This window comes from Bacillus sp. AFS012607 (genome assembly GCF_002558005.1).
Taxonomy (GTDB): Bacteria; Bacillota; Bacilli; order Bacillales; family Bacillaceae_G; genus Bacillus_A; species Bacillus_A thuringiensis_S.
The window spans coordinates 166,009-191,937 of record NZ_NTVM01000009.1 but is presented as its reverse complement, the minus strand read 5'-3'; the positions used below and the strand labels follow the sequence as shown (position 1 = coordinate 191,937).

Below are 25,929 nucleotides of genomic sequence, written 5' to 3'. Positions count from 1 at the left end.
AAGCTCATGGAAGAATTAAGTTTTCAAGTCATTATTTTATTAATTGCATTCGGTTTTTTAGCAGCTTTTATTGATTCGGTTGTTGGAGGAGGAGGGTTAATTTCGCTTCCGGCGCTTATGTTTGTTGGCTTATCGCCAGCTTCGGCAATTGCAACGAATAAATTAGCGGCAACGATGGGGACGTTTACGAGTGCGATGTATTTCATTCGATCAGGAAAAGTTGATTTTAAAATTGTAGGAAAGTTAATCCCGTTAACTATTGTTGGAGCTGTTGCAGGCGCTTTAGTAGTAAAATTTATTCCATCGGATATTTTACGCCCATTAGTACTTGTAATGTTGGTATTTATTGCTATTTATATTATTGCAAAAAAGAATTGGGGAAGTGTGTCTACCTATAAGAAGATGACGCAAAGAAAAACATTAATATTTTTCTTTGCTATTTTAATGATAGGATTTTATGATGGATTTTTTGGACCAGGGACAGGGTCGTTTTTAATTTTTGCATTTTTATTAATTGGCTTGGATTTTATTCAAGCGGCAGCATCTGGAAAACTTTTGAACTTTGTTAGTAATATTGTATCTTTAATTACTTTTTTATTTTTAGACATAATTCATTTTGAATACGGTATTATCATGGGATTATCAATGATCTTAGGTGCTTATTTTGGATCGAAGTTTGCGGTTCAAAAAGGTGTTGGATATGTAAGAACTTTATTTTTATTAGTTACTATATTATTGATCGGGAAAAATGTTTTGGAATATACTCATATTTTGTAGATTCATACGCATGTATGAATCTCTTTTTTTATTATATTTTAAAAATTTATTAATTTTTAAAATATAAGTCTAGGAATATTTGAATAAATCTAAATTATCGTGTAGAATAATGTTGTAAAATGTAAACGTTTTTCTAAGGGGAGGCTAAAAAAAATGGTAGTAGCATACAAACATGAGCCATTTACAGATTTTTCAGTGGAGGCTAACAAATTAGCGTTTGAAGAAGGTTTAAAGAAAGTAGAATCTTATCTTGGACAAGACTATCCATTAATTATTGGGGGAGAAAAAATCACTACAGAAGACAAAATTGTTTCTGTAAACCCTGCAAATAAAGAGGAACTTGTTGGTCGTGTTTCAAAAGCAAGCCGTGAGTTAGCTGAAAAAGCAATGCAAGTAGCGGATGAAACATTCCAAACTTGGAGAAAATCAAAGCCAGAAATGCGTGCAGACATTTTATTCCGTGCTGCAGCAATCGTTCGTCGCAGAAAACATGAATTCTCTGCTATTCTTGTAAAAGAAGCAGGTAAGCCATGGAATGAGGCAGATGCTGATACAGCAGAAGCAATCGACTTTATGGAATATTATGGTCGTCAAATGTTAAAATTAAAAGACGGTATTCCAGTAGAAAGCCGTCCAATTGAATATAATCGTTTCTCTTACATTCCATTAGGAGTAGGTGTTATCATTTCTCCTTGGAACTTCCCATTCGCAATTATGGCAGGTATGACAACAGCTGCTTTAGTTTCTGGTAACACAGTATTACTAAAACCAGCTAGTACAACTCCTGTAGTAGCAGCGAAATTTATGGAAGTATTAGAAGAAGCTGGCTTACCAGCTGGCGTAGTAAACTTCGTTCCAGGTAACGGTTCTGAAGTTGGTGACTACTTAGTAGATCATCCTCGTACACGTTTCGTAAGCTTCACGGGATCTCGTGATGTAGGTATCCGTATCTATGAGCGTGCAGCGAAAGTAAACCCAGGACAAATTTGGTTAAAACGTGTTATCGCTGAAATGGGCGGTAAAGATACAATCGTTGTTGATAAAGAAGCAGATCTTGAATTAGCAGCTAAGTCTATCGTTGCATCAGCATTCGGATTCTCAGGACAAAAATGTTCTGCATGTTCTCGTGCAGTAATCCATGAAGATGTATACGATCACGTATTAAATCGTGCTGTTGAATTAACGAAAGAATTAACAGTTGCTAACCCAGCAGTATTAGGTACAAACATGGGTCCTGTTAATGACCAAGCTGCATTTGATAAAGTAATGAGCTATGTTGCAATTGGTAAAGAAGAAGGTAGAATCTTAGCAGGTGGCGAAGGAGACGATTCTAAAGGCTGGTTCATCCAACCAACAATCGTTGCTGACGTTGCAGAAGATGCTCGCTTAATGAAAGAAGAAATCTTCGGACCAGTAGTAGCATTCTGTAAAGCGAAAGACTTCGATCATGCACTTGCAATTGCAAACAATACGGAATACGGTTTAACAGGTGCTGTTATTACTAACAACCGTGACCATATTGAAAAAGCACGCGAAGACTTCCACGTTGGTAACTTATACTTCAACCGTGGATGTACTGGTGCAATCGTAGGTTACCAACCATTCGGTGGCTTTAACATGTCTGGTACAGACTCTAAAGCTGGTGGACCTGATTACTTAGCACTTCACATGCAAGCAAAAACTACTTCTGAAACTTTATAAGAAATAGTAGAGGAGCTCTTCACAGAATGTGAAGAGCTCCTTTTAAAATTGAAATCCTATATATTACCATCGTTCGAAGGGAATGAGCTAAAACCTATTAATAGCGTGATAAACATGTGAACAGAAATAAAATGATGAGAAAAGTTGACTTATTAGTCATATTTTTTAGTATTCATTTTGAGAATTTCCTGTATAATACAATTTGAAAGAAAATCTATGGTTCGACAAGGAACACTCCTTTCAGTTTTGCTCACTGAAAGGAGTGTTTTTTTATGTAGCTAAAAATTCTTGCGTGCTTATTACATTTGCATATACGCCATTTAAACTAGCTAAAATTGTATTGTGAATATAAACAGCTGGTATAGTAGCGTTCTTAAAAGAAAGGTCTTTTGTAGCACAAGCGTCATGTATAACGGTACATTGAAAGCCAAAATCGAATGCAGCCCTTACTGTTGCATCGATACACATATGAGTCATCATCCCGCATACAACGACATGTTCAATATTTAAACGTTTTAATTGCTCTAGAAGATTAGTTTCTCGGAAGCTATTTGGATAATGTTTGACTATAACTGTTTCTTCTCTAAGTGGACGTACGCTTTCATGAATATGTACACCTTCTGTATTAGGTAGGAAAAAAGTAGCGTCATCTTTTATAGCTACGTGTTGGATATGAAAAATAGGTTCGCTGTTTGTTCTAAAGTGTTGTAATAACTGATTAGTATATTCGCTTGCTTCTACTGGATTACGCAATTCCATCTTTCCATTTGGAAAATAATCGTTTTGAATATCGACGAGTAAAAGAGCTGTTTTCATATATTTATCTTCCTCCGAGTTTCATATTCAAATAAATTTATTCAATTTGTAGAGAGGATTCTCCTGTTTAAAAATATGAGGAAGAAGAATTTTAAATAACCTTGAAAGTTACTATTTTTCAGATGAATATTCATCTGAAAATTTTAATAAAGGAATAATTAATATTTTTCTAAAAAATGTATTGACTCTTATTATTCTGAGTTCTATAATGAGAATTAATTAAACGACAATTAAATCGATACATTCTTATCCAGAGAGGTGGAGGGACTGGCCCTACGATACCTCAGCAACGGGTTTTTTAATACCGTGCTAACTCCAGCAAGCCATATAAAGGCTTGGAAGATGAGAAGATGTGAACGAGTACATATAAGTGCTCTCCTTCTTATCTTTATGGTTGATAAGAAGGAGGGCACTTTTTATTTTACCTCGAAAGCTCTACTTTAAGTTTTTACAGCATATAGGAGGGGGAAAAATGATTTCTTTTAAAAATGTAAGTAAAGTGTATGAATCAGCTGGGCAATTTGTTCATGCGGTGGAGGATGTAACATTATCAGTTGAGAAAGGCGAAATTTTTGGCATTATCGGTTTTAGTGGAGCTGGAAAGAGTACATTATTACGCTTAGTAAATATGTTAGAGAGACCGACGGCAGGAACGATTTCAATAGATGATAAAGATATTACATCATTATCGACGAAAGAATTACGCAAACTAAGACAAAGAATCGGAATGATTTTTCAAAGCTTTAATTTATTTAATTCAAGAACAGTGTTTGGGAATATTGCTTATCCATTAAAGTTAGCGAAATTGCCAAAGAACGAGATAAAGGAACGAGTGAATGAACTGCTGAGGTTTGTAGGGTTAGAAGATAAAGCAAACTATTATCCAGAACAGCTATCAGGGGGACAAAAGCAGCGTGTTGGTATTGCTAGAGCACTTGCGACATCGCCAGATATTCTTATATGTGATGAGGCAACATCAGCCTTAGATCCAGAAACGACGACAGAAATTCTAAACTTATTAAAGAAAGTAAATCGAGAATACAATTTAACAATTCTTCTTATTACACATGAAATGCATGTTGTGAAAGAAATTTGTCACCGTGTAGCTGTAATGGAGAAGGGAAAAGTTATTGAAGAAGGAAAACTGTTTGATGTTTTCACGCAACCAAAAACAAAGACGACTCAAAACTTTGTACGTTCTGTTATTAATGATCATTTACCAGAAAGTGTTCTAGCGAAAATTCAAAATGGTGGTCAAATTTATCGTCTAACATTTACTGGTGAGGAGACAGGACAGCCGGTACTATCATATATCGCAAAAAACTATAACGTTGATGTAAATGTACTGTACGGAAATATTATTGAACTTCAAAATGTGCTATTTGGAAATCTGCTTGTAGAATTGCAAGGTGAGCAGAGGGAAATTCAAAAAGCATTACAACATCTAAGACTGCAAGTGCAGCTGAAGGAGGTAGAAGCTCATGCGAGTTGATTGGAGTATATTTTGGCCGCGCATACTAGATGCGACGGGAGATACCCTCTTAATGGTAATTGTAACACTTATATTCGCTACAATTCTGGGTATACCTCTAGGTTTACTTTTATATGTAACGAGAAAAGGAAACTTTTTAGAAAATAAATGGGTCTTTTCTATTCTTAACATCATAATTAATACAATTCGTCCGGTACCATTCATTATCTTTTTAGTAGCTTTAAGCCCACTAACAAGAAGCGTTATTGGAACGACGATTGGAACAGCAGCGGCAATTTTCCCGATGACGTTAGTCGCATCAATTGGTATTGCTAGAATGGTTGAAACAAATCTTGTTTCCGTTCCGAAAGGAGTAATTGAAGCAGCGCAAGCAATGGGCGCCTCGCCAATTAGAATCGTTTTTGAAATCCTTGTACCAGAAGCGTTAGCACCATTAATCTTAGGTGTCACGTTTATGACAGTTGGTTTAATTGAATTTTCTGCAGTTGCTGGGCTTGTCGGTGGTGGCGGTCTTGGTGACTTGGCAATGACATATGGTTATCAACGTTTTGATACATCGGTTATGTTCGTAACGGTCGTGTTACTTATTATTCTCGTACAGATAGCTCAAAATTTAGGAAACTACTTTGCGAAAGTCTTGTTACGCAGATCATAAAAAGGAAGAGAGGAAAAGAAAATGAAGAAAATTTTAGCATTTGCATTATCAGCGATTGTAGGAATCTCAGCATTAAGCGGCTGCTCAAGTGGAGACACGGGTGCAGGAGCGAAAGAAAAAGTAGTTCGCGTCGGTGTAACTGGAACGGATGGAGACGCTTGGGAAATTTTGAAGAAAAAAGCTGAAAAAGAAGGGATTAAAGTTAAACTGATTGAGTTCTCTGATTACACAACGCCAAATAAAGCGTTAGCTGATGGAGATATTGAATTAAACTCATTCCAGCATATTGCTTTCTTAGAGCAATTTAAAAAAGAGCATAAGTTAGATATTACAGCTGTTGGTACAACGCAAATTGCACCAATGGGTTTATACTCTGAAAAATATAAGAAAGCAAATGAAATCCCAGATGGTTCAGAAATTGCAATTCCAAACGATCCAACGAACCAAGCACGTGCATTAAAACTTCTTGATGCAGCTGGATTATTAAAGCTTAAAAAAGATTTTGGCTTATTTGGAGATCCAAGCGGCATTGCTGAAAATCCGAAGAAATTAAAAATCACGCCGGTTATCGCACAGCAAACACCTCGTGTATTAAAAGATGTAGCAGCTTCAGTTATTAATAACGGTGTTGCTGGTCAAGCTGGATTAGATCCAGCTAAGGATCCTATTTTCTTAGAAGATCCAAAGAATGAAAATGCGAAGCCTTATATTAATATTTTCGCAGCTCGTACGAAAGATAAAGATGATCCAACACTGAAAAAAGTAATTGAATTATATCATTCAAAAGAAGTAACAGATGCAATTAAGAAAGAAACAAATGATGGTTCAATTTCAGTTGACCTTTCACTTGAGGAGCTTGAAAAAATCGTAAAATAATGATTGGGTTTAATGGACTAACAGAAGGAACCCCTCCGCTGTTAGTTCGTTCAACATATAATCTACTTAACAAACGAACCCTAATTCTGTACCTTCCAATTTTGTATAACGTAGAATCCAATGTTTGTTAAGTAGAGTAATGGACCAGGAGTTTTCCTGGTCTTTTTTTATGAATGAAAGTAGATAGCGAACAGTAAGGTAATCCAAATTATAATGGGATAAGAAAATAAGCTGAAAAGGAGTGTAATTACGAATTGCTTTTGATGAATTAAGTGTTTTTTTGATAAAAAAAAGAAAATAGAAAAGAGAGTAATGAAAAATGCTGATATTACGCCGGGGTTATAGGAGCGATAAATGAAAAACAAAATAATATGTTGAACAGAGTTAAAGAAGATGGCCCCTTGTATAAAAATAATCCAGCATATAGAAGACAAGAAGTTAAGTTGATATAGAAAGACGATAAGTAATACAAAGATTGTTAATACGGAAATGGCAATGAAGAATTGTTGGCTAGTTATAATACGGATTGAAAATTGATTAGCAAGATATTGTGGCATTTGGAAAGCTTCTTCAAGGTTATGAATGAAAAATAATAAGGGAATGATCCAGAGTATAGTAGTGGAATGCTTTTTCATCAACTTACATCACTCCAATAAAGTATAGAAAGCCTAAAAAAGGCCCTCTATACAGAGATAGTTATTCAATTATGATATTTTTTAAATTAACATCATGATGCTCTCGTTCTTTCGGATAAGCAGCTAGTTCCTCTTGTAAAATATTTAATATTTGCTTAGCTGATTGCTGGATTGGATTAGGTAGCTCTTCTAATATATGCATCCCGACTTTTACTTTTGTAAGAATTACCCTTCGTAGTAATTCCTCATGCATGTACTACACCTCCAAAGCGAATATTTAGTACATCTTCTTCAAATTTTGCTCCTTGAATAGAAAGGTGTGTTAATGTTTTGGGTAACGTGATGTTCCGTTTAACAGAACCGGCTCGAATAATAAGTTCATCACCTTTTTGATTTAATGAAAGTTCACTTTTATTTGAGAAGGGAATAGAAAGAATGAAAATATAATCATCGCCATCTTTTTTTACATATTGTGTGCGGCCGTTAAATTTCACTTCAGTAGGACAATGATCAGTTTTAAATAAAGCATCTCCTACACGCTCTAACATAGGTAAACCAACAACTTCTTGTTCAAACATTGGAGCTTCGTAAATAGGAAGCGGCTGAAAACTATCTTGAATTAATGTTTTATATTTTTTTTGAGTATCTTTCCATGCTTGAAAATAAGGATCGGTGACAGTGTTAGGGATGACGCGGTTAATCATAATGGCATCTACGTTATAATCGTATAAATTTAAATAAGTAAAGCTACGCTGAGCTTCTTTAATGACCATTTTTTCGGGATTTACAACGATGCGGATACTTGTTATTTCTCGGTTTGATAAAATATCTCTCATTTCTCCGAGCTGTTCAAGTGTATTCGTTAATTCGTCCATAATATCATCGGTTGGAAGAGGAACACCAAGAAGTGGTTGAGCTACAGGGCGAACAACTTTTAAAACTTTTCTTTTAATAGGAAAGAGTTTTTCCATCCACCAGCTGAGCATGTCTGGAAAGCTGAGCATTGCTAATGTTTCTCCTGTTGGAGCACAATCAATGATAATAACATCATATGTGTTTTGTTTATAATAATCGAGTACGCGAAGTAAGCTAATTAAATCTTCCATACCAGGAAACATCGTTAACTCTTCTGTTGTAATATCATCAGCTGCTTTGGAAGTGAAGAGTAGCGTAATATATTTCTGTAATTTCCCCCAGCCTTTTTCCATCTCATAAATCGTATTAATTTCTTGTGCCCACAAATTTTCACGAATTTCTAATGGCTCAGAAGATAGCTTTATACCAAATGAATCTCCTAAACTATGAGCAGGATCTGTACTCATTACTAATGTTTTTAATCCTTGTTTTGCGCTTTGAAGCGCTGTTGCTGCTGAAATGCTAGTTTTTCCTACGCCGCCTTTACCTGTATACAAAATAATTCTCATTATTCTATCCCCTTTGTTTCGAGTGTCGAATATTACGAGTATCGAAATAAAATATTGAATAAAAACCCAACTAGGGTTTTATTCAATCGGAATGTTTTTCATTTTAGGTGTAGAAACCTTTTCTTCTGTTTTTTGCTGTGACGTAGCGATGTGATTCATGATCTTTTGGAAGATTTGTAGTAAGAATGCTTTTTCTTCTTCTGATAATGCTTCTGTCACTAGGTTAAAGTAATGGGCTGCATTTTGTTTTACTTCTTGGACGAGCATTACGCCGTTTTCTGTTAAACGAATTAATACAATGCGTCGGTCGTTTTCATCACGGTACCTTTCAATATATCCCTTTTTTACGAGGCGATTTACAACACCTGTCGTTGTACTCATCGGTATATCAAGAAGGTCAGCAATTTTTGTCATTGTAATATCTGTATTTCGCTCCATCCAAAGTAAACAAAATACTTCTGTTTTAGAAAGTGTTAAATCTAGGCTTACCCATTCTTCAGGATAGAAAAGTTTCTTGGCGTTATCTAGCAGTAAGTCTAAAAAATGTTCATATTGCAACAATTAATTCCACTCCCGTATATTTCGAGGTTCGTAATATTTATTTTTATTTTATGTAGAATAGAAATAATTGTCAATGTTTTTAATTGATTTTTCAGATTAAAAAGAAAACTACCTTTAAAATAGTATTCTTTTATGATAGATTTATAAATATAAAACTAGAATTTACATAAAAATCCATCATGGTAAATATACTTATCTATAATGGGTATACAGCTAACGAGGGGGAGAACGATGAGAAGACGTAATACGCAAGCGTTCACATTTTTAGCATGGACTTCATTTGTTTGTGCGCTTTCAGGTATGCTAATTGGGATTTATACGTTAGATGAAACGCTTAGTGTAAAAGGATACTATTTAATTGGAACACTATTTTTAACGATGTCTTGTTTTGTGTTACAAAAAACAATTCGTGATAATGAAGAAGATAACGAGAGATTTCCGAAAAATAAACCGTTAGATAAAGAGTAAATTGTAAAGAAAGGCATTTGCCTTTCTTTTTTTATGTAAAAATGGCGTAAGTGCCGTGTGTTGACTTGCTTGAAGTACTGAAAATTTGGTATCATCAATAGTATTGTAGATTGAACGATATATTATGGAGGTGGCCTAGCCGTGTCAAGAATTTCCGTTGAGAATGTAAAGCACGTAGCACATTTAGCACGTCTTGCAATTACTGATCAAGAAGCTGAAAAATTTCAAAAACAACTAGATGCAATTGTTACATTTGCAGAACAGTTAAATGAATTAGATACAACAGATGTAAAACCAACAACTCATGTATTAACTATGAAAAATGTTATGCGTGAAGATGTACCAGAAAAAGGTTTACCAGTCGAAGAAGTATTAAAAAATGCACCGGATCACAAAGATAATCAAATCCGTGTTCCAGCAGTATTAGAATAGAGGAGGGGAATTTCGATGTCATTATTTGATCATTCAGTATCAGAGTTACATAAGAAATTAAACAACAAAGAAATTTCCGTTACGGATTTAGTAGAAGAATCTTACAAACGTATTGCGGATGTTGAAGATAACGTAAAAGCTTTTCTTACATTAGATGAAGAAAATGCACGCGCAAAAGCGAAAGAATTAGATGCAAAAATCGGCGCTGAAGATAATGGTTTATTATTCGGTATGCCAATTGGTGTAAAAGATAACATTGTAACTAACGGTCTTCGTACAACTTGTGCGAGTAAAATGTTAGCAAACTTCGATCCAATTTATGATGCGACAGTTGTGCAAAAGCTAAAAGCTGCTGACACGATTACAATCGGTAAATTAAACATGGACGAGTTTGCAATGGGTTCTTCAAATGAAAACTCAGGATTCTACGCTACGAAAAACCCATGGAACTTAGATTACGTTCCGGGCGGATCTAGTGGTGGTTCTGCAGCAGCTGTAGCAGCGGGAGAAGTACTATTCTCTCTAGGTTCTGATACGGGTGGTTCTATCCGTCAGCCGGCTGCATATTGCGGTGTTGTAGGTTTAAAACCAACTTACGGACGCGTATCTCGTTACGGATTAGTAGCATTCGCATCTTCACTTGACCAAATCGGACCGATTACACGTACAGTAGAAGACAATGCATACTTATTACAAGCTATTTCAGGTATTGACCGCATGGATGCAACTTCTGCAAATGTTGAAGTTGGAAACTATTTAGCTGGTTTAACAGGCGATGTTAAAGGTTTACGCATTGCTGTACCGAAAGAATACTTAGGCGAAGGTGTTGGCGAAGAAGCTCGTGAGTCAGTACTAGCTGCTTTAAAAGTATTAGAAGGTATGGGCGCAACTTGGGAGGAAGTATCTCTTCCGCACTCTAAATACGCTCTAGCAACGTATTACTTATTATCTTCTTCTGAAGCATCTGCTAACCTTTCACGCTTTGATGGCGTGCGTTACGGTGTTCGTTCTGATAATGTAAATAACTTATTAGATCTTTACAAAAACACACGTAGTGAAGGTTTCGGTGATGAAGTTAAACGTCGTATTATGCTTGGTACATTTGCCCTTAGCTCTGGTTACTATGATGCATATTACAAAAAAGCACAACAAGTACGTACATTAATTAAAAATGACTTTGAAAATGTATTTGCTAACTATGATGTTATTATTGGACCAACAACACCAACTCCGGCATTTAAAGTTGGAGAAAAAGTTGACGACCCAATGACAATGTATGCAAATGACATTTTAACAATCCCAGTAAACTTAGCGGGTGTTCCAGCGATTTCAGTTCCATGTGGATTCGGTGCTAACAACATGCCACTTGGTCTACAAATCATTGGTAAACACTTCGATGAAGCGACAATTTACCGCGTTGCACATGCGTTTGAGCAAGCAACAGACTATCATACAAAAAAAGCAAGTCTGTAAGGAGGCGAGCATAGATGAATTTAGAAACAATTATTGGTTTAGAGGTTCACGTTGAGTTAAAAACAAATTCGAAAATTTTCTCTGCGAGTCCAACAGAATTCGGAGCGGAGCCAAATACACAAACAAGTGTAATTGACTTAGGATACCCAGGGGTACTTCCTACTTTAAATAAAGAAGCAGTTAACTTTGCAATGAAAGCTGCAATGGCATTAAACTGTGAGATCGCAACGGAAACGAAGTTCGACCGTAAAAACTATTTCTATCCAGATAATCCGAAAGCTTACCAAATTTCTCAATTTGATAAGCCAATTGGTGAAAATGGTTGGATTGAAATCGAAGTAGACGGTAAAAAGAAACGTATCGGTATTACACGTCTTCATTTAGAAGAAGATGCTGGTAAATCAACGCATACAGCTGATGGTTCATTAGTAGACTACAACCGTCAAGGTATGCCTTTAATCGAGATCGTATCTGAGCCAGATATGCGTACGCCAGAAGAAGCATATGCATACTTAGAGAAGTTAAAATCAATCATTCAATATACTGGTGTATCTGATTGTAAGATGGAAGAAGGTTCTCTGCGTTGTGATGCGAACATTTCTCTTCGTCCAGTTGGACAAGAGAAGTTTGGTACAAAAGCGGAACTGAAAAACTTAAACTCATTCACTTACGTACAAAAAGGTCTTGAGCACGAGCAAGTGCGCCAAGAAAAAGAACTGTTATCTGGTGGTATCATCCAACAAGAAACACGTCGTTATGATGAAGCAACGAAGAAAACAATCTTAATGCGTGTGAAAGAAGGATCTGACGATTACCGTTACTTCCCGGAGCCAGACTTAGTTGAACTTTACATCGACGATGAGTGGAAAGAAGCAGTTCGAGCTTCTATTCCAGAACTTCCAGATGCGCGTAAAGCTCGCTACGTTGCAGAAATTGGCTTACCAGCTTATGATGCACACGTATTAACATTAACGAAAGAAATGTCTGATTTCTTTGAAGCGACTGTTGCAGACGGTGCTGATGCGAAATTAACATCGAACTGGTTAATGGGTGAAGTACTTGCATACTTAAACAAACAACAAAAAGAATTAAAAGACGTTGCATTAACGCCTGCTGGTTTATCTAAAATGGTTCAATTAATTGAAAAAGGTACAATTTCTTCTAAAATTGCGAAGAAAGTATTTAATGAATTAATCGAAAAAGGTGGAGACCCAGAAGAAATCGTTAAAGCGAAAGGTCTTGTTCAAATTTCTGACGAGGGTACACTTCGTAAAGTTGTAACAGAAATTCTTGATAATAATGGGCAATCTATCGAAGACTTTAAAAACGGTAAAGACCGTGCAATTGGGTTCTTAGTTGGTCAAATTATGAAAGCTACAAAAGGACAAGCAAATCCACCGCTTGTTAACAAAATCTTACTTGAAGAGATTAATAAGCGATAATAGTAGTGACTTTTAAAGATTAAGCAGAAAAACACCCGTACATGGGTGTTTTTCTAGGTTAATCAAACGTTTGTTTAAATGAGACAAAATCGTTTAAACAAACGTTTGATTAACTGTCAAAAGTGGAAAAATGTTTGTATAGCAACTATGGTATGATAGTTGCAAAAAGGTGGGAATAATGATAAATCTAAACATAGAGGTTTTTTTTCATCTCATGAAATAATAGATAGTTATTATTCGTTATATGTAAATTTTTATGGAAGAATGGATAGAAATAAAGTGAAACTTTAATCAGTGGGAGGTTCATCCAAAGCTGATTATTAGCCCACACCAATCGGGCATTTACTGCCCACAAATAGCGGGATAAATTTTTTGGTCAAATAAAACAAAACCATTGAAATGAATATTTACTTTTGATGGACTACACGAATCGGGTTCTTACTGCCTGTTTGAGCGGGATAAAAGAAGGATAGCAAGATGAGAGGAGGTAGGCATGGGAATACTGAATAGAAGTTCGGTATGTTCTTTTTCGATGCATAAAGAAATTTCCTGTGCTAATAAATGATGAAGCGAGCAAGAATTATTTATAATCCTACTTCTGGGCGTGAGCTATTTAAGAAGAGCTTACCAGAAGTATTACAAAAATTAGAACAAGCTGGCTATGAGACATCTTGTCATGCGACAACGGGTCCTGGAGACGCTACTGTGGCGGCGAGGCAAGCTGCGGATCGTAAGTTTGATGTTGTTATTGCCGCTGGTGGCGACGGTACATTAAATGAAGTAGTAAACGGTTTAGTTGGACATGAATTCCGCCCGAAATTTGGAATTATTCCAGTTGGAACGACAAATGACTTTGCACGTGCGATTGGTGTACCTCGTTCTATTGAAGAGGCAGCAGATATTATTTGCGAAGGAAAAACAGTGCCATTAGACCTCGGTAGAGCGAACGATACATATTTTATTAACATCGCTGGTGGCGGTCGTATTACAGAATTAACATACGAAGTACCGAGTAAGTTAAAGACAGTATTAGGACAACTTGCTTATTACCTAAAAGGTATCGAGATGTTACCATCATTGCATCCGACATATGTTGAAATTGAGTATGATGGAAAGTTACTACAAGAAGAAATTACGATGTTTTTAATTACGAATACTCGTTCAGTAGGTGGATTTGAAAAGGTAGCACCGTATGCATCTATTAACGATGGGTTATTTGACCTATTAGTACTGAAAAAAGGTTCTATCGCTGATTTAATTAAAGCAGCAACACAAGCACAACGTGGTGAACATATTAATAATCCAAAAGTGTTATATACACAAGCGAACCGAATTAAAGTACATTCACCAGATAAACTAATGATTAATTTAGATGGTGAGTATGGTGGAGATGCACCGATGGAATTTGAAAATATATATCATTGTTTAGAACTATTTGTTCCTGAACATCAAGAGGATGCCTTGTAAAGGCATCCTTTTTTACTTTGTTAAAATGAATTGTAAATTGGGAGTTAGTTTGATTTTTATGGTATTTTTACAATTCTTTTATTTTACATCCATATTTTATTGATACACTGGAGGAGATAAGAAACGAGAGGTAGGATGCTATGGAGAAGGTAAAAGCAATACTATTTGATAAAGATGGGACATTAATGGATTTTCATTCAATTTGGATAAAAGTAGCTGAAGAACTTGTAGCTGAATGTATAAGTTTATATCATTTACCAAGTACAATAGGGCAGACCTTATTAGAAGAGATTGGTGTAGAGGGAGCATTTGTTAATCCGAGGAGTGCAATAGCTGCTGGAACAAGCCTTGATGTAGCGAAGGGGCTTTGTAATTATATTGAGTCTGCTAGAGAAGAAGAGATGTATCATTGGGTAAGTGAGAAGTTATTTTCCCTTATGTATGAGCATCGTTCGCATATGAAAATGACAGCAGATTTACCGAAAGTGTTACAGGCATTAAAAGATAAAGGATTTATATTAGGGGTTGTCACGGCGGATGATTTCGCACCAACAGAATTATTTTTAAAACAATATAAGTTGGAGAACTTTTTTGATTATATTATAGCCTCGGATACATTCCTTGCGCAAAAACCAGATAAAAAGATTATAGAAGTGTTTTGTGAGAAATTTAATTTAGAATCATGTGAGGTTGCGGTTGTTGGAGATACGCCAACTGATTTACATTTAGCTAAAAATGGTGGTGATTGCTATGCAATTGGGGTGCTATCTGGTACGGGAGACCGTCCAACATTAGAACCACTTGCTGATTTAGTGTTAGATTCTGTTGGAGAGTTTATTTCTCAATCGGGTGAGTTTTTCTGGGAGAAAGAAAAGTCTAATGTGTAAGGAAAATAAGTCTATAAAGACTCTTAATGAGTCTTTATAGACTTATTTTTTATGCCTGGATACAAAGAATATAGGATAAATGCTAGAAAGGAAAGTTGGCATATATTTTGCAATAAGAAGAGAAAACAATGTAAAGAAAAGGATGGGGTACGCAATGAACACAAAAAAATTTGCTAAAGTAAATGAACAAATTCCAGGACCGAAAGCGTCATCTTTATTAGAACGCCGTCAAAATATAGTACCAAAAGGAGTAAGTAACGGCATCCCAACGTTTGTACAATCTGCAAATGGTGCTCTTGTAACAGATGTTGATGACAATCAGTACATTGATTTTGCAGGAGCAATCGGGACAATTAACGTAGGGCATTGTCATCCAACGGTTAAAGAAGCGCTCCATAAACAAGTCGATCAATACATTCATACTGGATTTAATGTCATGATGTATGAGCCATATATTGAATTAGCAGAAAAGCTTGCGGCATTGGCACCAGGAAGTTTCGATAAGCAAGTCCTATTTTTAAATAGTGGTGCAGAAGCAGTTGAGAACGCGGTGAAAATCGCTCGTAAATATACGAAGAGACCTGGTATTATCGCATTTTCTAAAGGTTTCCACGGTCGTACATTAATGACAATGACGATGACAAGTAAAGTGAAGCCATATAAATTTGGGTTTGGTCCCTTTGCTCCAGAAGTATATAAAGCGCCATTTCCATACGAATATCGTCGCCCAGAGGGATTAACGGAAGAGCAGTATGATGATTTTATTATTGAAGAGTTTAAGAACTTCTTCATATCGGAAGTAGCACCAGAAACAATTGCAGCTGTTGTAATGGAACCTGTTCAAGGGGAAGGTGGATTTATCGTCCCAAGTAAGAAATTTGTTCAAGAAGTACGCCGCATTTGTTCAGAGAACGGCATCTTATTTGTAGCGGATGAAATACAAACAGGCTTTAGTCGTACAGGAAAATATTTTGCAATTGATCACTATGATGTCGTTCCAGATTTAATTACAGTGTCTAAATCATTAGGGGCTGGTGTACCGATAAGTGGTGTCATTGGACGTAAAGAAATTATGAATGAATCTGCACCAGGTGAACTTGGTGGAACGTATGCAGGAAGTCCATTAGGATGTGCAGCTGCATTAGCTGTTCTCGATGTAATAGAAAATGAGAAATTAAATGATAGAGCGATAGAATTAGGAAAAGTCGTAATGAACCGATTCGAAGAGATGAAAAATAAATATCATTGCATCGGTGATGTGCGTGGGTTAGGAGCAATGTGTGCATTTGAGGTCGTTCAAGATCGTAAGACGAAAGCACCTGACAAAACGTTAACGGCTAATCTATGTGCAGAAGCAAATAAGCGTGGGTTACTTTTATTATCAGCAGGAACGTATGGAAATGTTATCCGTGTGTTAATGCCTTTAGTTATTACAGATGAGCAACTTGAAGAAGGTTTAACAATAATTGAAGAATCATTGCAAGCTTGTTATGAGCAAACGAACATCGCTCGCGTTTAAAAACTGAAGTATAAATAGCAAACATTCTAGCTGACTCTATATTAAATGCAGAAAATTCACTTTATAATAAAGATAGTGAAGTGGATCGATGGATTTGAAGTTAGGGGTGGCTAGGATGGTTGCAGAAAAGGAACGAGTGTTAATGGATTTAAAAGATGTATTTGAATATGCGTTTGACGAAATTTTTGTTACAGATGAGCAAGGGATCGTTGTACGTGTAAATAGTACATGTGAAAGGCACTACCAACTAGCTGCAGAAGAGTTAGTTGGTAAGCATGTAAAAGAACTACAAAAGGATGGAATCTTTTATCCATCAGCGACATTAGAAGTGATTGAAAAAAAGAGGCCAATTGAACTCGTTCAAACTACAAAATCAGGAGAGTATTTACACGTTCGTACAAGGCCTGTTTTTGATGATGAGGGAAATTTAAGAAGAGTGATTAGTTATTCTCGCGACCTTACTGAACTCTATCAATTACGTCAAAAGGTAGAGGAAATGGATAATCAGCTAAAAACATATAAAAAAGAATTAAGAGAAACATATGAGCATGAAGGACTTATTTTTAAAAGTCTAGCTATGCAAAAAATAGTCGATACAATCAAAAAAGTATCTGTAGTGGATAGTACTGTTCTCGTTTTAGGCGAGACTGGAGTAGGAAAAAGTCGATTAGTACGCTATTTACATGAAGTGAGTCACCGTAAGCATGAAAGTTTCTATGAAATTAATTGTGCGGCATTACCAACTAATTTAATTGAATCGGAGCTTTTTGGATATTCAGGTGGATCTTTTACAGGTGCGAATCGTGAAGGGAAAAAGGGACTATTAGAATCCGCGCATAAAGGAACTCTTTTTTTAGATGAAATCGGTGAAATGCCGCTTGAAATTCAAGCGAAGCTTTTGCAAGTATTGCAAGAAAAAACATTTCGTCCTATAGGCGGAAGAGAATTAAAAAAAGTAGATGTTCGAATTGTGGCGGCAACAAATAGAGATTTAAGCGAGATGGTGAAACAAGGAACATTTCGGAAAGATTTATACTATCGTCTGAATGTCATTCCAATTGCAATTCCCCCGCTTAGGGAAAGAACAGAAGATATTTTACCGCTTATTTATCATTACTTGCAGCACTTTAATAAAAAGTACGGACGTGATGTGAAACTAGCACCGGGTACATTACAAATGTTTGTCGGATATCCGTGGGAAGGAAACAATAGAGAGATAGAGAATGTAATTGAGAGAATTGTTATTACTGTCGATGATGTTGTAACGGTAGAGGATTTGCCACTCTCTATGCAAGAGGCTGCAGTTGAACAATCGGGGCAAAGCCTTTATAAAATGCTGGAAGAGGTAGAGAGAAATATTATTCTTAAAGCGTATAAAACGTATGGATCAAGTTATAAAGTGGCTGAGTTTTTGCAAATTAGTCAATCTGCTGCTACTAGGAAAATTAAGAAGTTCATAGAGGAGGAAGAAAACATTGGATAAAAAGGCGACTTTCGTAAGTATAGATAAAAAGGCGATGTATATAAATGGTGAGTGGATTACACTACAAGAACAAATTGAAGTAAATAATCCTGCGACGAAGGAAATATTTGCAACTGTACCAAAAGGCGGAGTAACAGAGGCAAAGCAAGCTGTTGATGCTGCACATGAAGCTTTTAAAACGTGGTCTAAGTTAACGGCAGCAGATCGTGCCACGAAGTTAAAAAAGTGGTTTACGCTTATTGATGAAAATAAAGAAGAGATCGCAGCGATTATGACGAAGGAACAAGGAAAGCCGTTTGCAGAAGCGCTTGGTGAAGTAAATTATGCAAACAGTTTTGTTGAATGGTATGCAGAAGAGGGGAAACGCGTATACGGTGAAATGATTCCTGCTTCTCATCCGAATAAGCGCATTTTAGTTATGAAGCAACCAGTTGGCGTTATGGCAGCTATTACACCTTGGAACTTCCCAGCTGCTATGATTACGAGAAAGGTAGCCCCAGCGCTTGCAGCAGGCTGTACAGCCGTTGTGAAACCAGCAAGTCAAACGCCATTAACTGCATTGAAATTAGCTGAATTAGCCCATGAAGCAGATATTCCAAAGGGCGTAATCAATATCGTAACAGGTAGTGCAAAAGCAATTGCTGATACATGGATGGAAGATGGTCGCGTTCGAAAAGTGTCCTTTACAGGGTCAACGGAAATCGGGAAAGAGTTAATGGCTAGTGCGGCGCAAACGATGAAAAAAGTTTCGCTTGAGTTAGGGGGACACGCTCCGTTTATCGTAATGAATGATGCAGATTTAGATAAAGCAGTAGAAGCGGTGATTGGTTCGAAATTCCGTAATGCAGGACAAACGTGTATATGTACAAACCGAGTATTCGTTCAAGAAGAAGTATACGAAGTATTTGTAGAGAAGTTCCAAAAGGCAGTAGGGCAGTTGAAAGTAGGAGACGGTTTCGGTGACGGAACGACTGTCGGGCCACTTATTGATGAGAATGCAGTTTCAAAAGTACAAGAACATATTGAAGATGCTATTCAAAAAGGTGGAACAGTTTTATATGGTGGTCAAAAGGTCGCAGAGTTAGAGGGACATTTCATTCAACCGACTGTAATTGGGTTGGCAAATGATACGATGCTTTGTATGAATGAAGAAACATTTGGGCCAGTGGCACCAGTTGCGAAATTTAAAACAGTTGATGAAGTAATTGAACGTGCAAATAATACACCATACGGTTTAGCTGCGTATATTTTCACGAAAGACATTAGCCAAGCATTCCAAATTAGTGAAGCGCTAGAGTACGGTATTATTGGTCTAAACGATGGTCTTCCATCAGTTGCACAAGCACCATTCGGTGGATTTAAAGAAAGTGGTATCGGCCGTGAAGGAGGCCATTTCGGCATCGAGGAATATTTAGAAATTAAATATATTTCATTAGGACTATAAGTAGTATACTAGAATCTCTATAAGGTAACAGAGAAGGAGATTCTAGTATGGTATATTGGCTATTATTACTTGTTACAATTATTTTTGAAGTGGCTGGAACAATTGCGATGAAACTATCAAATGGTTTAACAAAGCTCGTTCCAAGTGTACTTATTTTCGTATTTTATGGAATTTGTTTCAGCGTGTTTGCTATCGTCGTTAAAAAGATTCATTTAAGTATTGCTTATGCCATTTGGTCTGGCGTTGGAACGTTACTTATTACAATCATTAGTGTGTACTTTTTTAAAGAGCATATTAGCTTATTCCAAGCATTTTGTATTCTCTTTATTGTTTTGGGTGTCATTGGGCTTAAGGTTTCATCGGCATCATGAAAGCTATCTTTTGTAGAAGATAGCTTTTTTCTATTTGTGCAGTTAGCAATTAATACGACAAAATATGACAAGAAAGAGTAAAGCGTTTTGTTATGATACATATGAAATATTGTCTTATGTGGAGGAAAGAGTATGTTAAAAAAGGTGAGTCAAATTGTTTTAATTTTTGGCATAGCTTTTAGTTTAAGTGCTTGCACTGAGACTAAAGATAGTAATGAAAGTAAACAAGAAGATGTTCAAGATAAAGTGTATAAAATAGGGGAGACAGTAGACGTAGATGGTTTGCAAGTAACTATCGATTCAGTTGAATTAGGATATCCGGATTATGATGAGGATAAAAAGAAAGAAGAGATTTTGGGGGTTATTTTCAAAGTGGAAAATAATAGTAAAAAGGAAATACCTTTTGCATTTTATGAATTTGAGATTACCGATAAGAAAGGTACAAGATTTAAAGAATATAATAACCCTGATAGCTTTATTAGTAAAAAGTTAGCACCAGATGAAAAAATTCAAGATATCATGCTATTTGACGTAGCGAAAGAAAATACGTATATCGCTACATATAGACCGGAGTTTACGCATGAAAATAGAACGATAAAATTTGAATTGAAACCAAATAAATAAAGAAACACATTGGATTATCCAATGTGTTTCTTTATGGTAATAAATTTAAAACGCCCAGTTACCTTTACGGAAGATAGGCTCATGTCTGCCATCAGCAGTAATACCGTCAATATCAAGCTCAGCTGATCCAATCATGAAGTCGTTGTGTGTGATACTAGCGTTTGCGCCGTTTTCAGCAAGTTCTTCTTTAGACATTGTTTTTCCGCCAACTAAGTTAAATGCATAAGCATTTCCGATTGCAAGGTGGCAAGATGCATTTTCGTCAAATAGTGTATTGTAGAATAAAACATTTGTGTTTGAAATTGGTGAGTCATGAGGTACTAAAGCTAATTCTCCTAAGAAGTGAGAACCTTCATCTGTTTCTACTAAATGTTTTAAAGCTTCTTCACCAGCTTCAGCTTTATAGTCTACGATACGCCCGTTTTCAAATGTTAACGTGAAATTATCGATAATATTACCTGCAAATACTAACGGTTTTGTACTAGAAACTTGGCCGTTTACACCTGTTTTAAGTGGCATTGTAAATACTTCTTCAGTTGGAATATTAGCCATAAATGGTACGTTCTTTTCATTTAAGCTACCAGCACCAGCCCATACATGTTTTTCTGGAAGTTCGATTGTTAAATCTGTTCCAGGACCTGTATAGTGAAGAGCTTTATAATGCTTTTCGTTTAAGTAATCCACTTTTGTATGTAATGTTTCATCATGTTCTTTCCATGCTTCTACAGGATTTTCTAAATCAGCACGAGTAGCTTTGAAAATAGCATCCCATAACTTTGCTTCTTGTTCTTCTGGCGCTACGTCAGGGAATACTTTCGCAGCCCATTCTTTCGTAGGAACAGAAATGACACACCAACTTACTTTATCTGCTTGTACGTAATCACGGTATACTTTCATTGCTTCTCCAGCTACTTTATGAGCTGTTGCAATACGCGATGCTTCTACACCTTTTAATAAATCAGGGTTTTCTGCATAGATAGACATAAATGCAGCGCCTTCTTTTGCTAATTCTTCACGAGCATGTGCTTTCCAAGATGGAAATTCAGCGAAAGCTTCTTCAGGAGCTAGATCGAACTTTAAGCGTGTTAACGTCTCATCATTCCAATCTACATATACGTGTTTTGCACCAGATTTATATGCTTTTTCTGTAACGAGGCGTACAAATTGTACAGCTTCAAGAGGTGCACTAATTGATAAAGTTTGTCCAGGTTGAATATTAACACCAACATTAACTGCAAGAGCAGCATATTTCTCTAACGTTTGTTCAAATGACATATGTATAATCTCCTTTAATTTGAAAGATTTCTTACTATATATAATACAAGAAAATTCTAAAAATATATATAAATATAAAGTAAAAAGAGAGCTCAAAATGTATTGAGCCCTTATATTTACTTAATTGAAGAAGCAAACTGCTCTACAGTCGTTGTATGGTGTATACGAACGCGCTTCATCTTTAACAATTCATCAGGTTCACCCTTCGTAATGAATTGCCCAGGCTTTGTCGTCGTCGCAAATTGATAATACTTCTTCGTTTCTGTAACAACCTTATCATCTACATGACCGAATGGATAAGCAATCGCGATAACAGGCTTACCTGTTATTTTTTCTAGTTTTTCTTTTGAACCTTTTAACTCTTCCTCATAGTTTGTAATTTTCGGTAAGTCTGCATGTGTTGCAGTATGAGATTGCACCGAGAAAATGCCGGAATCAACCATTTCTTTTATTTCAGAAGTAGACAATGCTCCTTCTACATCAACGTTATCAACAATCATATATTCTGTTGCTGCCGGTTTAAAAGTATCATCTTTTAGCTTTTGTAAAACGCGAAATGCATTCATATTATTTTTCATACCGTCATCAAATGTAACGAAAATCGGCTTATTTACTTTATTTATATCGCCCCAGCGTTCAAACGTTAACAGCGTATAACCATTGTCCTTTAAATGTTTCATTTGTGCTTCAAAGTTAGCTGGTGATACGAATAAGTCTTTAATACCTTGACCATGATAATCATCAATTGCGTGATACATAAGAACAGGAACCTTTTGTTCGAAAGTAATAGTAGATTTCGTAAGCGGGATTGTTTTCCCATCTTCTTTCATTCCTGTTGCTTCAATTTGGAACTCACCGCGTTTTCCTTCAAATTCCTTTATATCAAAAGGAAGTGTGAATTGCTTCTCTTTTTCTTTAGAAGAAAAAGATTTAGCACTTTCCTTGCCATCAGCTGTGCGCCAAATTTTATATTGTACTTCAGTTAAATTATCTTTTATATCTGTCATATGAATAGTAGTGTCTGTAGATTCGTATGTGATGGGAGTATAAGAAATTTTACCTTGTTCTTGTACAGTCTCTTTTTGTTTAGCTACTTCTTGAACCTTTTTCTCTTTTTTAGGTTCTTGGCTTACATTGCTAGTATTGCAGCCTGCTAGAATGGCAGACGTACATAAAGCAATTGCTGCGTATTTTCTCATGAAAATCACCTTCTATTGTGTAGTATGTTGCATATTGACATTAAAATCCCCACCGCTATAAGAGTGGTGGGGATATACCCTTGTTCATCATATCATTTGAAGAAAATGAGGGGAATATGATTTTTAGGAGGCTATTAAGGTAATAGATTAGTGACTTTGAATAGATGTATTTTTTTGTTTCTTATTAGAATTAATAATGATATAACCAACTACAAAGATAAGAGGAATAATGAAGACATAGATAGGCATTCCCCATACATAATAGCTTTTCAGCGTTAAGACTAGTAAATGTAAGAAATCGAAAATTGCGTGGGCTTTCATAATATCCTCCAATGTTTTTTGAAAATTATAACATTTTAAGCTTGTTATTTGTATAATTTGGAAAGTAATTTAAGCTAATTTTAAAGTAAGAAGAAGACTTATTGATATGCAATTTTGCATACAGATATGGATTTTATTAAAATATAAAGATTTTATACTATAATAAAAACCGCTATAAAACTAAGTAAGAATAATGTATGGAGTGGAGAATAGAAATGAAATATAAAAAAATAATATATATCTTTTTCATATCACTATTTATAGTTGGTTGCCAAAGTGAAGTGAGTAAAGCGAATAGTGTGGAAGAGTATATTCCATCGCATCTTATGAATGCGGAAGTGACGGCGGATATTATGACACTAGAGATGGATCGTGATACACGTAAAAAAGTAGAGGTTATTACTAAAAAGATGAGTGATCATGTGAAGAATGATAAAGAGTGGTACGTAAACTACATATCAGGGCATATAGATAAACAGGTGAAGCCGTATCATCCTAACTTTGGTATTACAGAAGAAGAATATAACTTTTTTAGAAACGCCGTTGAGAATAGTAGTTTATCTAATACAAGTGATGGAAAACTTCAATTTAAGCAAAAAAGTAACCATGAAATTGAAATTGTTTCAAGTAGAAACCTAGAACTATTCCAGCATCTAGTAATTGATACAGAGAAGAATATAATAAAAACTTCTTTTGGAGAATGTCAGTATGTTGGAGAAATAAAGCCATCTTCAGAAAAAAGAATATTAGGTCGAGTAAATGGAAAACAATGGATGTTACAAAAAGAAAATTTAATCTATTTATTCTCTTTAGGAAAGCTTGAAGGAGAAGATAAATCTGTTATGGTTATTTCAGTAAAAGGCATACACGAAGGAAAACTTATTAGTAACGAGGAAGTAGTCGAATTCCGTTCGATTTCATAAAGAATCAAAAAAATCACCTTACTCGTTAAAGTAAGGTGATTTTTTATTAAATAAACAATCCAGCGATTGTTGCAGATAAAATAGAAGCAAGTGTTGATGCAAATAGCATTTTCCAACCAAATTTAGAAACAACGCTTCCTTGTTTTTCAGAAAGGGCACGGATTGTACCAACGATTGCACCAATTTGGCTAATACTTGCGAAGCTAATTAAGAATACTGTAACGATTCCAACTGTACGTGGAGCTAATGTTGTAGCTGTGTCTTTTAAATCAAGGATTGCTACAAACTCGTTTAAAACAATCTTCGTACCCATAATACCACCAGCTGGGATAATATCTTGAGTTGGAATACCCATTAAGAATGCGAATGGAGAAAGTACGTAACCGAAGATTTGTTGTAAAGTAACAGCATGTCCCATTGCGCCTGAAGCTGCACTAATTACGTAGTTTACAACTTCCATCACACCGATAAAGGCGATCATTAATGCGGCAACGATACCAGCTACTTTTAAACCATCAAGCGCACCGTTAATCATTGCGCCGATAAAGCTGTCTCCGAATAGAGTTCTATCAAATTTTTGAATCACTTCATCTTCTTTTTTCGTATCAACTGGTGTTAATAACGAACAAACGATTAAGCTTGAGAATAAGTTTAGCGGAAGAGCTGCTAGTACGTATTTTGCATCTAACATCATTACGTATGATGCTGTAACAGAAGCAGAAACGGAGCTCATCGCAGAACAACAAATGATAAACATACGATTTTTATTGAAATGCTGTAAATCGTTTTTAATGACGATTAACGCTTCACTTGAACCGAAGAATACAGAGTTTACTGCGTGGAATGACTCAACGCGCGGCAAACCAGTAATTTTTGAAATTGCACCGCCGACAACACGAACGATGAATGGTAAAACACCTAAATAACTAAAGATTGAAAGTAGTGCTGAGAAAAATACGATAATTAATAATACGTTTAAGAAAAAGACAAAATCTCTGTGAATTCCATTAAAGAGAAAATCGACACCTGTCGTACCAAGTTTAATTAGTTTGTTGAAAACTTTACTAATGAAAATAATGATTTGTTGACCAATCTTTGTAGCAAACATAAACCAACCGATTAAAATTTGGAAACCAATCATAATTGCAATTGCACGGAAGTTGATTTTACTTTTGTTGTTTGACAAAGCAAAACATAAACCTAACACGGCAAGAATACCGATAATGCTCATTACATATTGCATGTAGTTGCCCCTTTCAGAAGTTCGTATAAAGTTTGTACATAAAACGTTCGTTATATTACTAAAAATAAAAGAACGAGGTTTTATGTCATACGTAAGATGTCTGACCTTTTAGAAAAATAAAAATAAAAAAAGACCCATATGGATTCACTTTCATCTATGAGAGAAAGCTAATCAATATGAGTCCTTTTTTACGCATAGGCTAATATTCATTAGTTTTCCCCATAGTCCAGCAATTTAAGGTTGCCGGGTAGAAACTCTCGATCCATATTATCAAGTATATATGAGGTAACATCGTCCGTATTAAATTAGTAGTAGCGTAACATTAACAGAGAAGTATCGTCAATAGCTTTTTTTCTTCCAATAGAAAAAGACCATATAAGTATGATAAAATGTAACGCAGTGTTATGAAAAAGAGAGGTCG

At 35.7% G+C, this 25,929-nt stretch carries 25 protein-coding genes, 1 pseudogene and 2 riboswitches; of the genes and pseudogenes, 17 read left to right on the top strand and 9 right to left on the bottom strand.

Annotated elements, in window-relative coordinates; all coding sequences use genetic code 11:
* The first annotated feature begins 6 nt into the window (after positions 1–6).
* Together CN409_RS10145 and pruA are read left to right on the top strand one after the other, a co-directional pair.
* Positions 7–777 (top strand): TSUP family transporter, encoded by a 771-nt coding sequence (locus CN409_RS10145; RefSeq protein ID WP_000391975.1) that lies wholly within the window; start codon positions 7–9, stop codon positions 775–777.
* Between the two features lie 153 nt (positions 778–930).
* The gene (gene pruA, locus CN409_RS10140; protein WP_000259555.1) at positions 931–2,478 is read left to right on the top strand and encodes an L-glutamate gamma-semialdehyde dehydrogenase; all 1,548 of its coding nucleotides are present in this window, start codon (positions 931–933) and stop codon (positions 2,476–2,478) included.
* A 250-nt stretch (positions 2,479–2,728) separates the two neighbouring features.
* Here pruA and CN409_RS10135 read toward each other — a convergent pair.
* Positions 2,729–3,294, bottom strand: a pseudogene (locus tag CN409_RS10135) (cysteine hydrolase family protein).
* A gap of 243 nt (positions 3,295–3,537) precedes the next feature.
* A riboswitch (SAM riboswitch) is annotated at positions 3,538–3,643 on the top strand.
* Positions 3,644–3,766: 123 nt separating this feature from the next.
* Between CN409_RS10135 and CN409_RS10130 the strand changes: the two are divergent.
* From CN409_RS10130 to CN409_RS10120, 3 genes are read left to right on the top strand one after another with little or no spacing between them, the layout of a single operon-like run.
* Positions 3,767–4,786 carry a methionine ABC transporter ATP-binding protein gene (locus CN409_RS10130; protein WP_097980828.1) on the top strand — a complete coding sequence of 340 codons (1,020 nt, stop codon included), beginning with the start codon at positions 3,767–3,769 and terminating at the stop codon, positions 4,784–4,786.
* Positions 4,776–5,441 (top strand): methionine ABC transporter permease, encoded by a 666-nt coding sequence (locus CN409_RS10125; RefSeq protein ID WP_001261865.1) that lies wholly within the window; start codon positions 4,776–4,778, stop codon positions 5,439–5,441. The genes CN409_RS10130 and CN409_RS10125 overlap by 11 nt, the downstream gene beginning before the upstream one ends.
* A 21-nt stretch (positions 5,442–5,462) precedes the next feature.
* Positions 5,463–6,317, top strand: a complete 855-nt coding sequence (locus CN409_RS10120; RefSeq protein WP_000721588.1) for a MetQ/NlpA family ABC transporter substrate-binding protein — start codon at positions 5,463–5,465, stop codon at positions 6,315–6,317.
* A 167-nt stretch (positions 6,318–6,484) separates the two neighbouring features.
* Here CN409_RS10120 and CN409_RS10115 read toward each other — a convergent pair whose 3' ends face one another.
* From CN409_RS10115 to CN409_RS10100, 4 genes are all read right to left on the bottom strand, one after another.
* Entirely contained in the window at positions 6,485–6,952 is a 468-nt protein-coding gene (locus tag CN409_RS10115) for an HXXEE domain-containing protein (RefSeq protein WP_002083648.1), read from the bottom strand.
* Positions 6,953–7,013: 61 nt separating this feature from the next.
* Positions 7,014–7,205: a DUF3926 domain-containing protein gene (locus CN409_RS10110; RefSeq protein WP_000544101.1), complete on the bottom strand. Its 192-nt coding sequence runs from the start codon at positions 7,203–7,205 to the stop codon at positions 7,014–7,016.
* Positions 7,198–8,379, bottom strand: a complete 1,182-nt coding sequence (locus CN409_RS10105; protein WP_079997070.1) for an ArsA family ATPase — start codon at positions 8,377–8,379, stop codon at positions 7,198–7,200. The genes CN409_RS10110 and CN409_RS10105 overlap by 8 nt, the downstream gene beginning before the upstream one ends.
* Positions 8,380–8,454: 75 nt before the next feature.
* Positions 8,455–8,937: a MarR family winged helix-turn-helix transcriptional regulator gene (locus CN409_RS10100; protein WP_000942477.1), complete on the bottom strand. Its 483-nt coding sequence runs from the start codon at positions 8,935–8,937 to the stop codon at positions 8,455–8,457.
* Positions 8,938–9,168: 231 nt separating this feature from the next.
* On the opposite strand from CN409_RS10100, the gene CN409_RS10095 reads away from it, so the two are divergent.
* The 11 genes from CN409_RS10095 (at position 9,169) to CN409_RS10045 (ending at position 20,547) form a co-directional block, all read left to right on the top strand.
* Entirely contained in the window at positions 9,169–9,405 is a 237-nt protein-coding gene (locus CN409_RS10095; RefSeq protein ID WP_001254393.1) for a YiaA/YiaB family inner membrane protein, read from the top strand.
* Between the two features lie 141 nt (positions 9,406–9,546).
* Positions 9,547–9,837, top strand: coding sequence for an Asp-tRNA(Asn)/Glu-tRNA(Gln) amidotransferase subunit GatC (gene gatC, locus CN409_RS10090; RefSeq protein WP_000086999.1), 291 nt, complete (start codon positions 9,547–9,549; stop codon positions 9,835–9,837).
* A 15-nt stretch (positions 9,838–9,852) separates the two neighbouring features.
* Entirely contained in the window at positions 9,853–11,310 is a 1,458-nt protein-coding gene (gene gatA, locus CN409_RS10085) for an Asp-tRNA(Asn)/Glu-tRNA(Gln) amidotransferase subunit GatA (RefSeq protein ID WP_000051441.1), read from the top strand.
* A gap of 14 nt (positions 11,311–11,324) precedes the next feature.
* Complete coding sequence (gene gatB, locus CN409_RS10080) at positions 11,325–12,752, top strand: Asp-tRNA(Asn)/Glu-tRNA(Gln) amidotransferase subunit GatB (RefSeq protein ID WP_001047684.1); 1,428 nt, start codon at positions 11,325–11,327, stop codon at positions 12,750–12,752.
* A 561-nt stretch (positions 12,753–13,313) separates the two neighbouring features.
* Entirely contained in the window at positions 13,314–14,219 is a 906-nt protein-coding gene (locus CN409_RS10075) for a diacylglycerol kinase (RefSeq protein ID WP_000977679.1), read from the top strand.
* A gap of 140 nt (positions 14,220–14,359) precedes the next feature.
* On the top strand, positions 14,360–15,106 hold the full coding sequence (locus CN409_RS10070; RefSeq protein WP_097980827.1) for an HAD family hydrolase: 747 nt from the start codon (positions 14,360–14,362) through the stop codon (positions 15,104–15,106).
* 154 nt (positions 15,107–15,260) lie between these two features.
* On the top strand, positions 15,261–16,625 hold the full coding sequence (gene gabT, locus CN409_RS10065) for a 4-aminobutyrate--2-oxoglutarate transaminase (protein WP_097980826.1): 1,365 nt from the start codon (positions 15,261–15,263) through the stop codon (positions 16,623–16,625).
* Between the two features lie 115 nt (positions 16,626–16,740).
* On the top strand, positions 16,741–18,108 hold the full coding sequence (locus CN409_RS10060) for a sigma-54 interaction domain-containing protein (protein ID WP_000225147.1): 1,368 nt from the start codon (positions 16,741–16,743) through the stop codon (positions 18,106–18,108).
* Positions 18,101–19,552 carry an NADP-dependent succinate-semialdehyde dehydrogenase gene (gene gabD / locus CN409_RS10055; protein WP_000358137.1) on the top strand — a complete coding sequence of 484 codons (1,452 nt, stop codon included), beginning with the start codon at positions 18,101–18,103 and terminating at the stop codon, positions 19,550–19,552. Before CN409_RS10060 ends, gabD begins: the two co-directional genes overlap by 8 nt.
* Positions 19,553–19,599: 47 nt before the next feature.
* A complete protein-coding gene (locus CN409_RS10050; RefSeq protein ID WP_000263262.1) occupies positions 19,600–19,923 on the top strand; it encodes a DMT family transporter in 324 nt (107 codons plus the stop codon).
* 132 nt (positions 19,924–20,055) lie between these two features.
* The gene (locus CN409_RS10045) at positions 20,056–20,547 is read left to right on the top strand and encodes a DUF4352 domain-containing protein (RefSeq protein WP_000915102.1); all 492 of its coding nucleotides are present in this window, start codon (positions 20,056–20,058) and stop codon (positions 20,545–20,547) included.
* Positions 20,548–20,592: 45 nt separating this feature from the next.
* Here the strand turns inward: CN409_RS10045 and CN409_RS10040 are convergent, their stop codons facing one another.
* The 3 genes from CN409_RS10040 to CN409_RS31745 form a co-directional block, all read right to left on the bottom strand.
* The gene (locus CN409_RS10040; RefSeq protein WP_086389761.1) at positions 20,593–21,822 is read right to left on the bottom strand and encodes an aminopeptidase; all 1,230 of its coding nucleotides are present in this window, start codon (positions 21,820–21,822) and stop codon (positions 20,593–20,595) included.
* A 116-nt stretch (positions 21,823–21,938) separates the two neighbouring features.
* Complete coding sequence (locus CN409_RS10035) at positions 21,939–23,021, bottom strand: polysaccharide deacetylase family protein (RefSeq protein WP_001233739.1); 1,083 nt, start codon at positions 23,019–23,021, stop codon at positions 21,939–21,941.
* A gap of 147 nt (positions 23,022–23,168) precedes the next feature.
* Entirely contained in the window at positions 23,169–23,342 is a 174-nt protein-coding gene (locus CN409_RS31745) for a hypothetical protein (RefSeq protein WP_000643592.1), read from the bottom strand.
* A gap of 215 nt (positions 23,343–23,557) precedes the next feature.
* Between CN409_RS31745 and CN409_RS10030 the strand changes: the two genes are divergently transcribed.
* Positions 23,558–24,265 carry a hypothetical protein gene (locus CN409_RS10030; protein WP_000875605.1) on the top strand — a complete coding sequence of 236 codons (708 nt, stop codon included), beginning with the start codon at positions 23,558–23,560 and terminating at the stop codon, positions 24,263–24,265.
* 46 nt (positions 24,266–24,311) lie between these two features.
* Here the strand turns inward: CN409_RS10030 and CN409_RS10025 are convergent, their stop codons facing one another.
* Entirely contained in the window at positions 24,312–25,508 is a 1,197-nt protein-coding gene (locus CN409_RS10025; RefSeq protein WP_001200491.1) for a NupC/NupG family nucleoside CNT transporter, read from the bottom strand.
* 202 nt (positions 25,509–25,710) lie between these two features.
* Positions 25,711–25,812, bottom strand: a riboswitch (purine riboswitch).
* Positions 25,813–25,929 lie beyond the last annotated feature (117 nt).

Bases quoted from the DNA above. Each gene is read 5' to 3' on its own strand.
- CN409_RS10145 (WP_000391975.1), top strand. From the start codon at position 7: ATGGAAGAATTAAGTTTTCAAGTCATTATTTTATTAATTGCATTCGGT.
- pruA (WP_000259555.1), top strand. From the start codon at position 931: ATGGTAGTAGCATACAAACATGAGCCATTTACAGATTTTTCAGTGGAG.
- CN409_RS10130 (WP_097980828.1), top strand. From the start codon at position 3,767: ATGATTTCTTTTAAAAATGTAAGTAAAGTGTATGAATCAGCTGGGCAA.
- CN409_RS10125 (WP_001261865.1), top strand. From the start codon at position 4,776: ATGCGAGTTGATTGGAGTATATTTTGGCCGCGCATACTAGATGCGACG.
- CN409_RS10120 (WP_000721588.1), top strand. From the start codon at position 5,463: ATGAAGAAAATTTTAGCATTTGCATTATCAGCGATTGTAGGAATCTCA.
- CN409_RS10115 (WP_002083648.1), bottom strand. From the start codon at position 6,952: ATGAAAAAGCATTCCACTACTATACTCTGGATCATTCCCTTATTATTT.
- CN409_RS10110 (WP_000544101.1), bottom strand. From the start codon at position 7,205: ATGCATGAGGAATTACTACGAAGGGTAATTCTTACAAAAGTAAAAGTC.
- CN409_RS10095 (WP_001254393.1), top strand. From the start codon at position 9,169: ATGAGAAGACGTAATACGCAAGCGTTCACATTTTTAGCATGGACTTCA.
- gatA (WP_000051441.1), top strand. From the start codon at position 9,853: ATGTCATTATTTGATCATTCAGTATCAGAGTTACATAAGAAATTAAAC.
- gatB (WP_001047684.1), top strand. From the start codon at position 11,325: ATGAATTTAGAAACAATTATTGGTTTAGAGGTTCACGTTGAGTTAAAA.
- CN409_RS10075 (WP_000977679.1), top strand. From the start codon at position 13,314: ATGATGAAGCGAGCAAGAATTATTTATAATCCTACTTCTGGGCGTGAG.
- CN409_RS10070 (WP_097980827.1), top strand. From the start codon at position 14,360: ATGGAGAAGGTAAAAGCAATACTATTTGATAAAGATGGGACATTAATG.
- gabT (WP_097980826.1), top strand. From the start codon at position 15,261: ATGAACACAAAAAAATTTGCTAAAGTAAATGAACAAATTCCAGGACCG.
- CN409_RS10060 (WP_000225147.1), top strand. From the start codon at position 16,741: ATGGTTGCAGAAAAGGAACGAGTGTTAATGGATTTAAAAGATGTATTT.
- CN409_RS10050 (WP_000263262.1), top strand. From the start codon at position 19,600: ATGGTATATTGGCTATTATTACTTGTTACAATTATTTTTGAAGTGGCT.
- CN409_RS10045 (WP_000915102.1), top strand. From the start codon at position 20,056: ATGTTAAAAAAGGTGAGTCAAATTGTTTTAATTTTTGGCATAGCTTTT.
- CN409_RS10040 (WP_086389761.1), bottom strand. From the start codon at position 21,822: ATGTCATTTGAACAAACGTTAGAGAAATATGCTGCTCTTGCAGTTAAT.
- CN409_RS10035 (WP_001233739.1), bottom strand. From the start codon at position 23,021: ATGAGAAAATACGCAGCAATTGCTTTATGTACGTCTGCCATTCTAGCA.
- CN409_RS31745 (WP_000643592.1), bottom strand. From the start codon at position 23,342: ATGAAAGCCCACGCAATTTTCGATTTCTTACATTTACTAGTCTTAACG.
- CN409_RS10030 (WP_000875605.1), top strand. From the start codon at position 23,558: ATGAAATATAAAAAAATAATATATATCTTTTTCATATCACTATTTATA.
- CN409_RS10025 (WP_001200491.1), bottom strand. From the start codon at position 25,508: ATGCAATATGTAATGAGCATTATCGGTATTCTTGCCGTGTTAGGTTTA.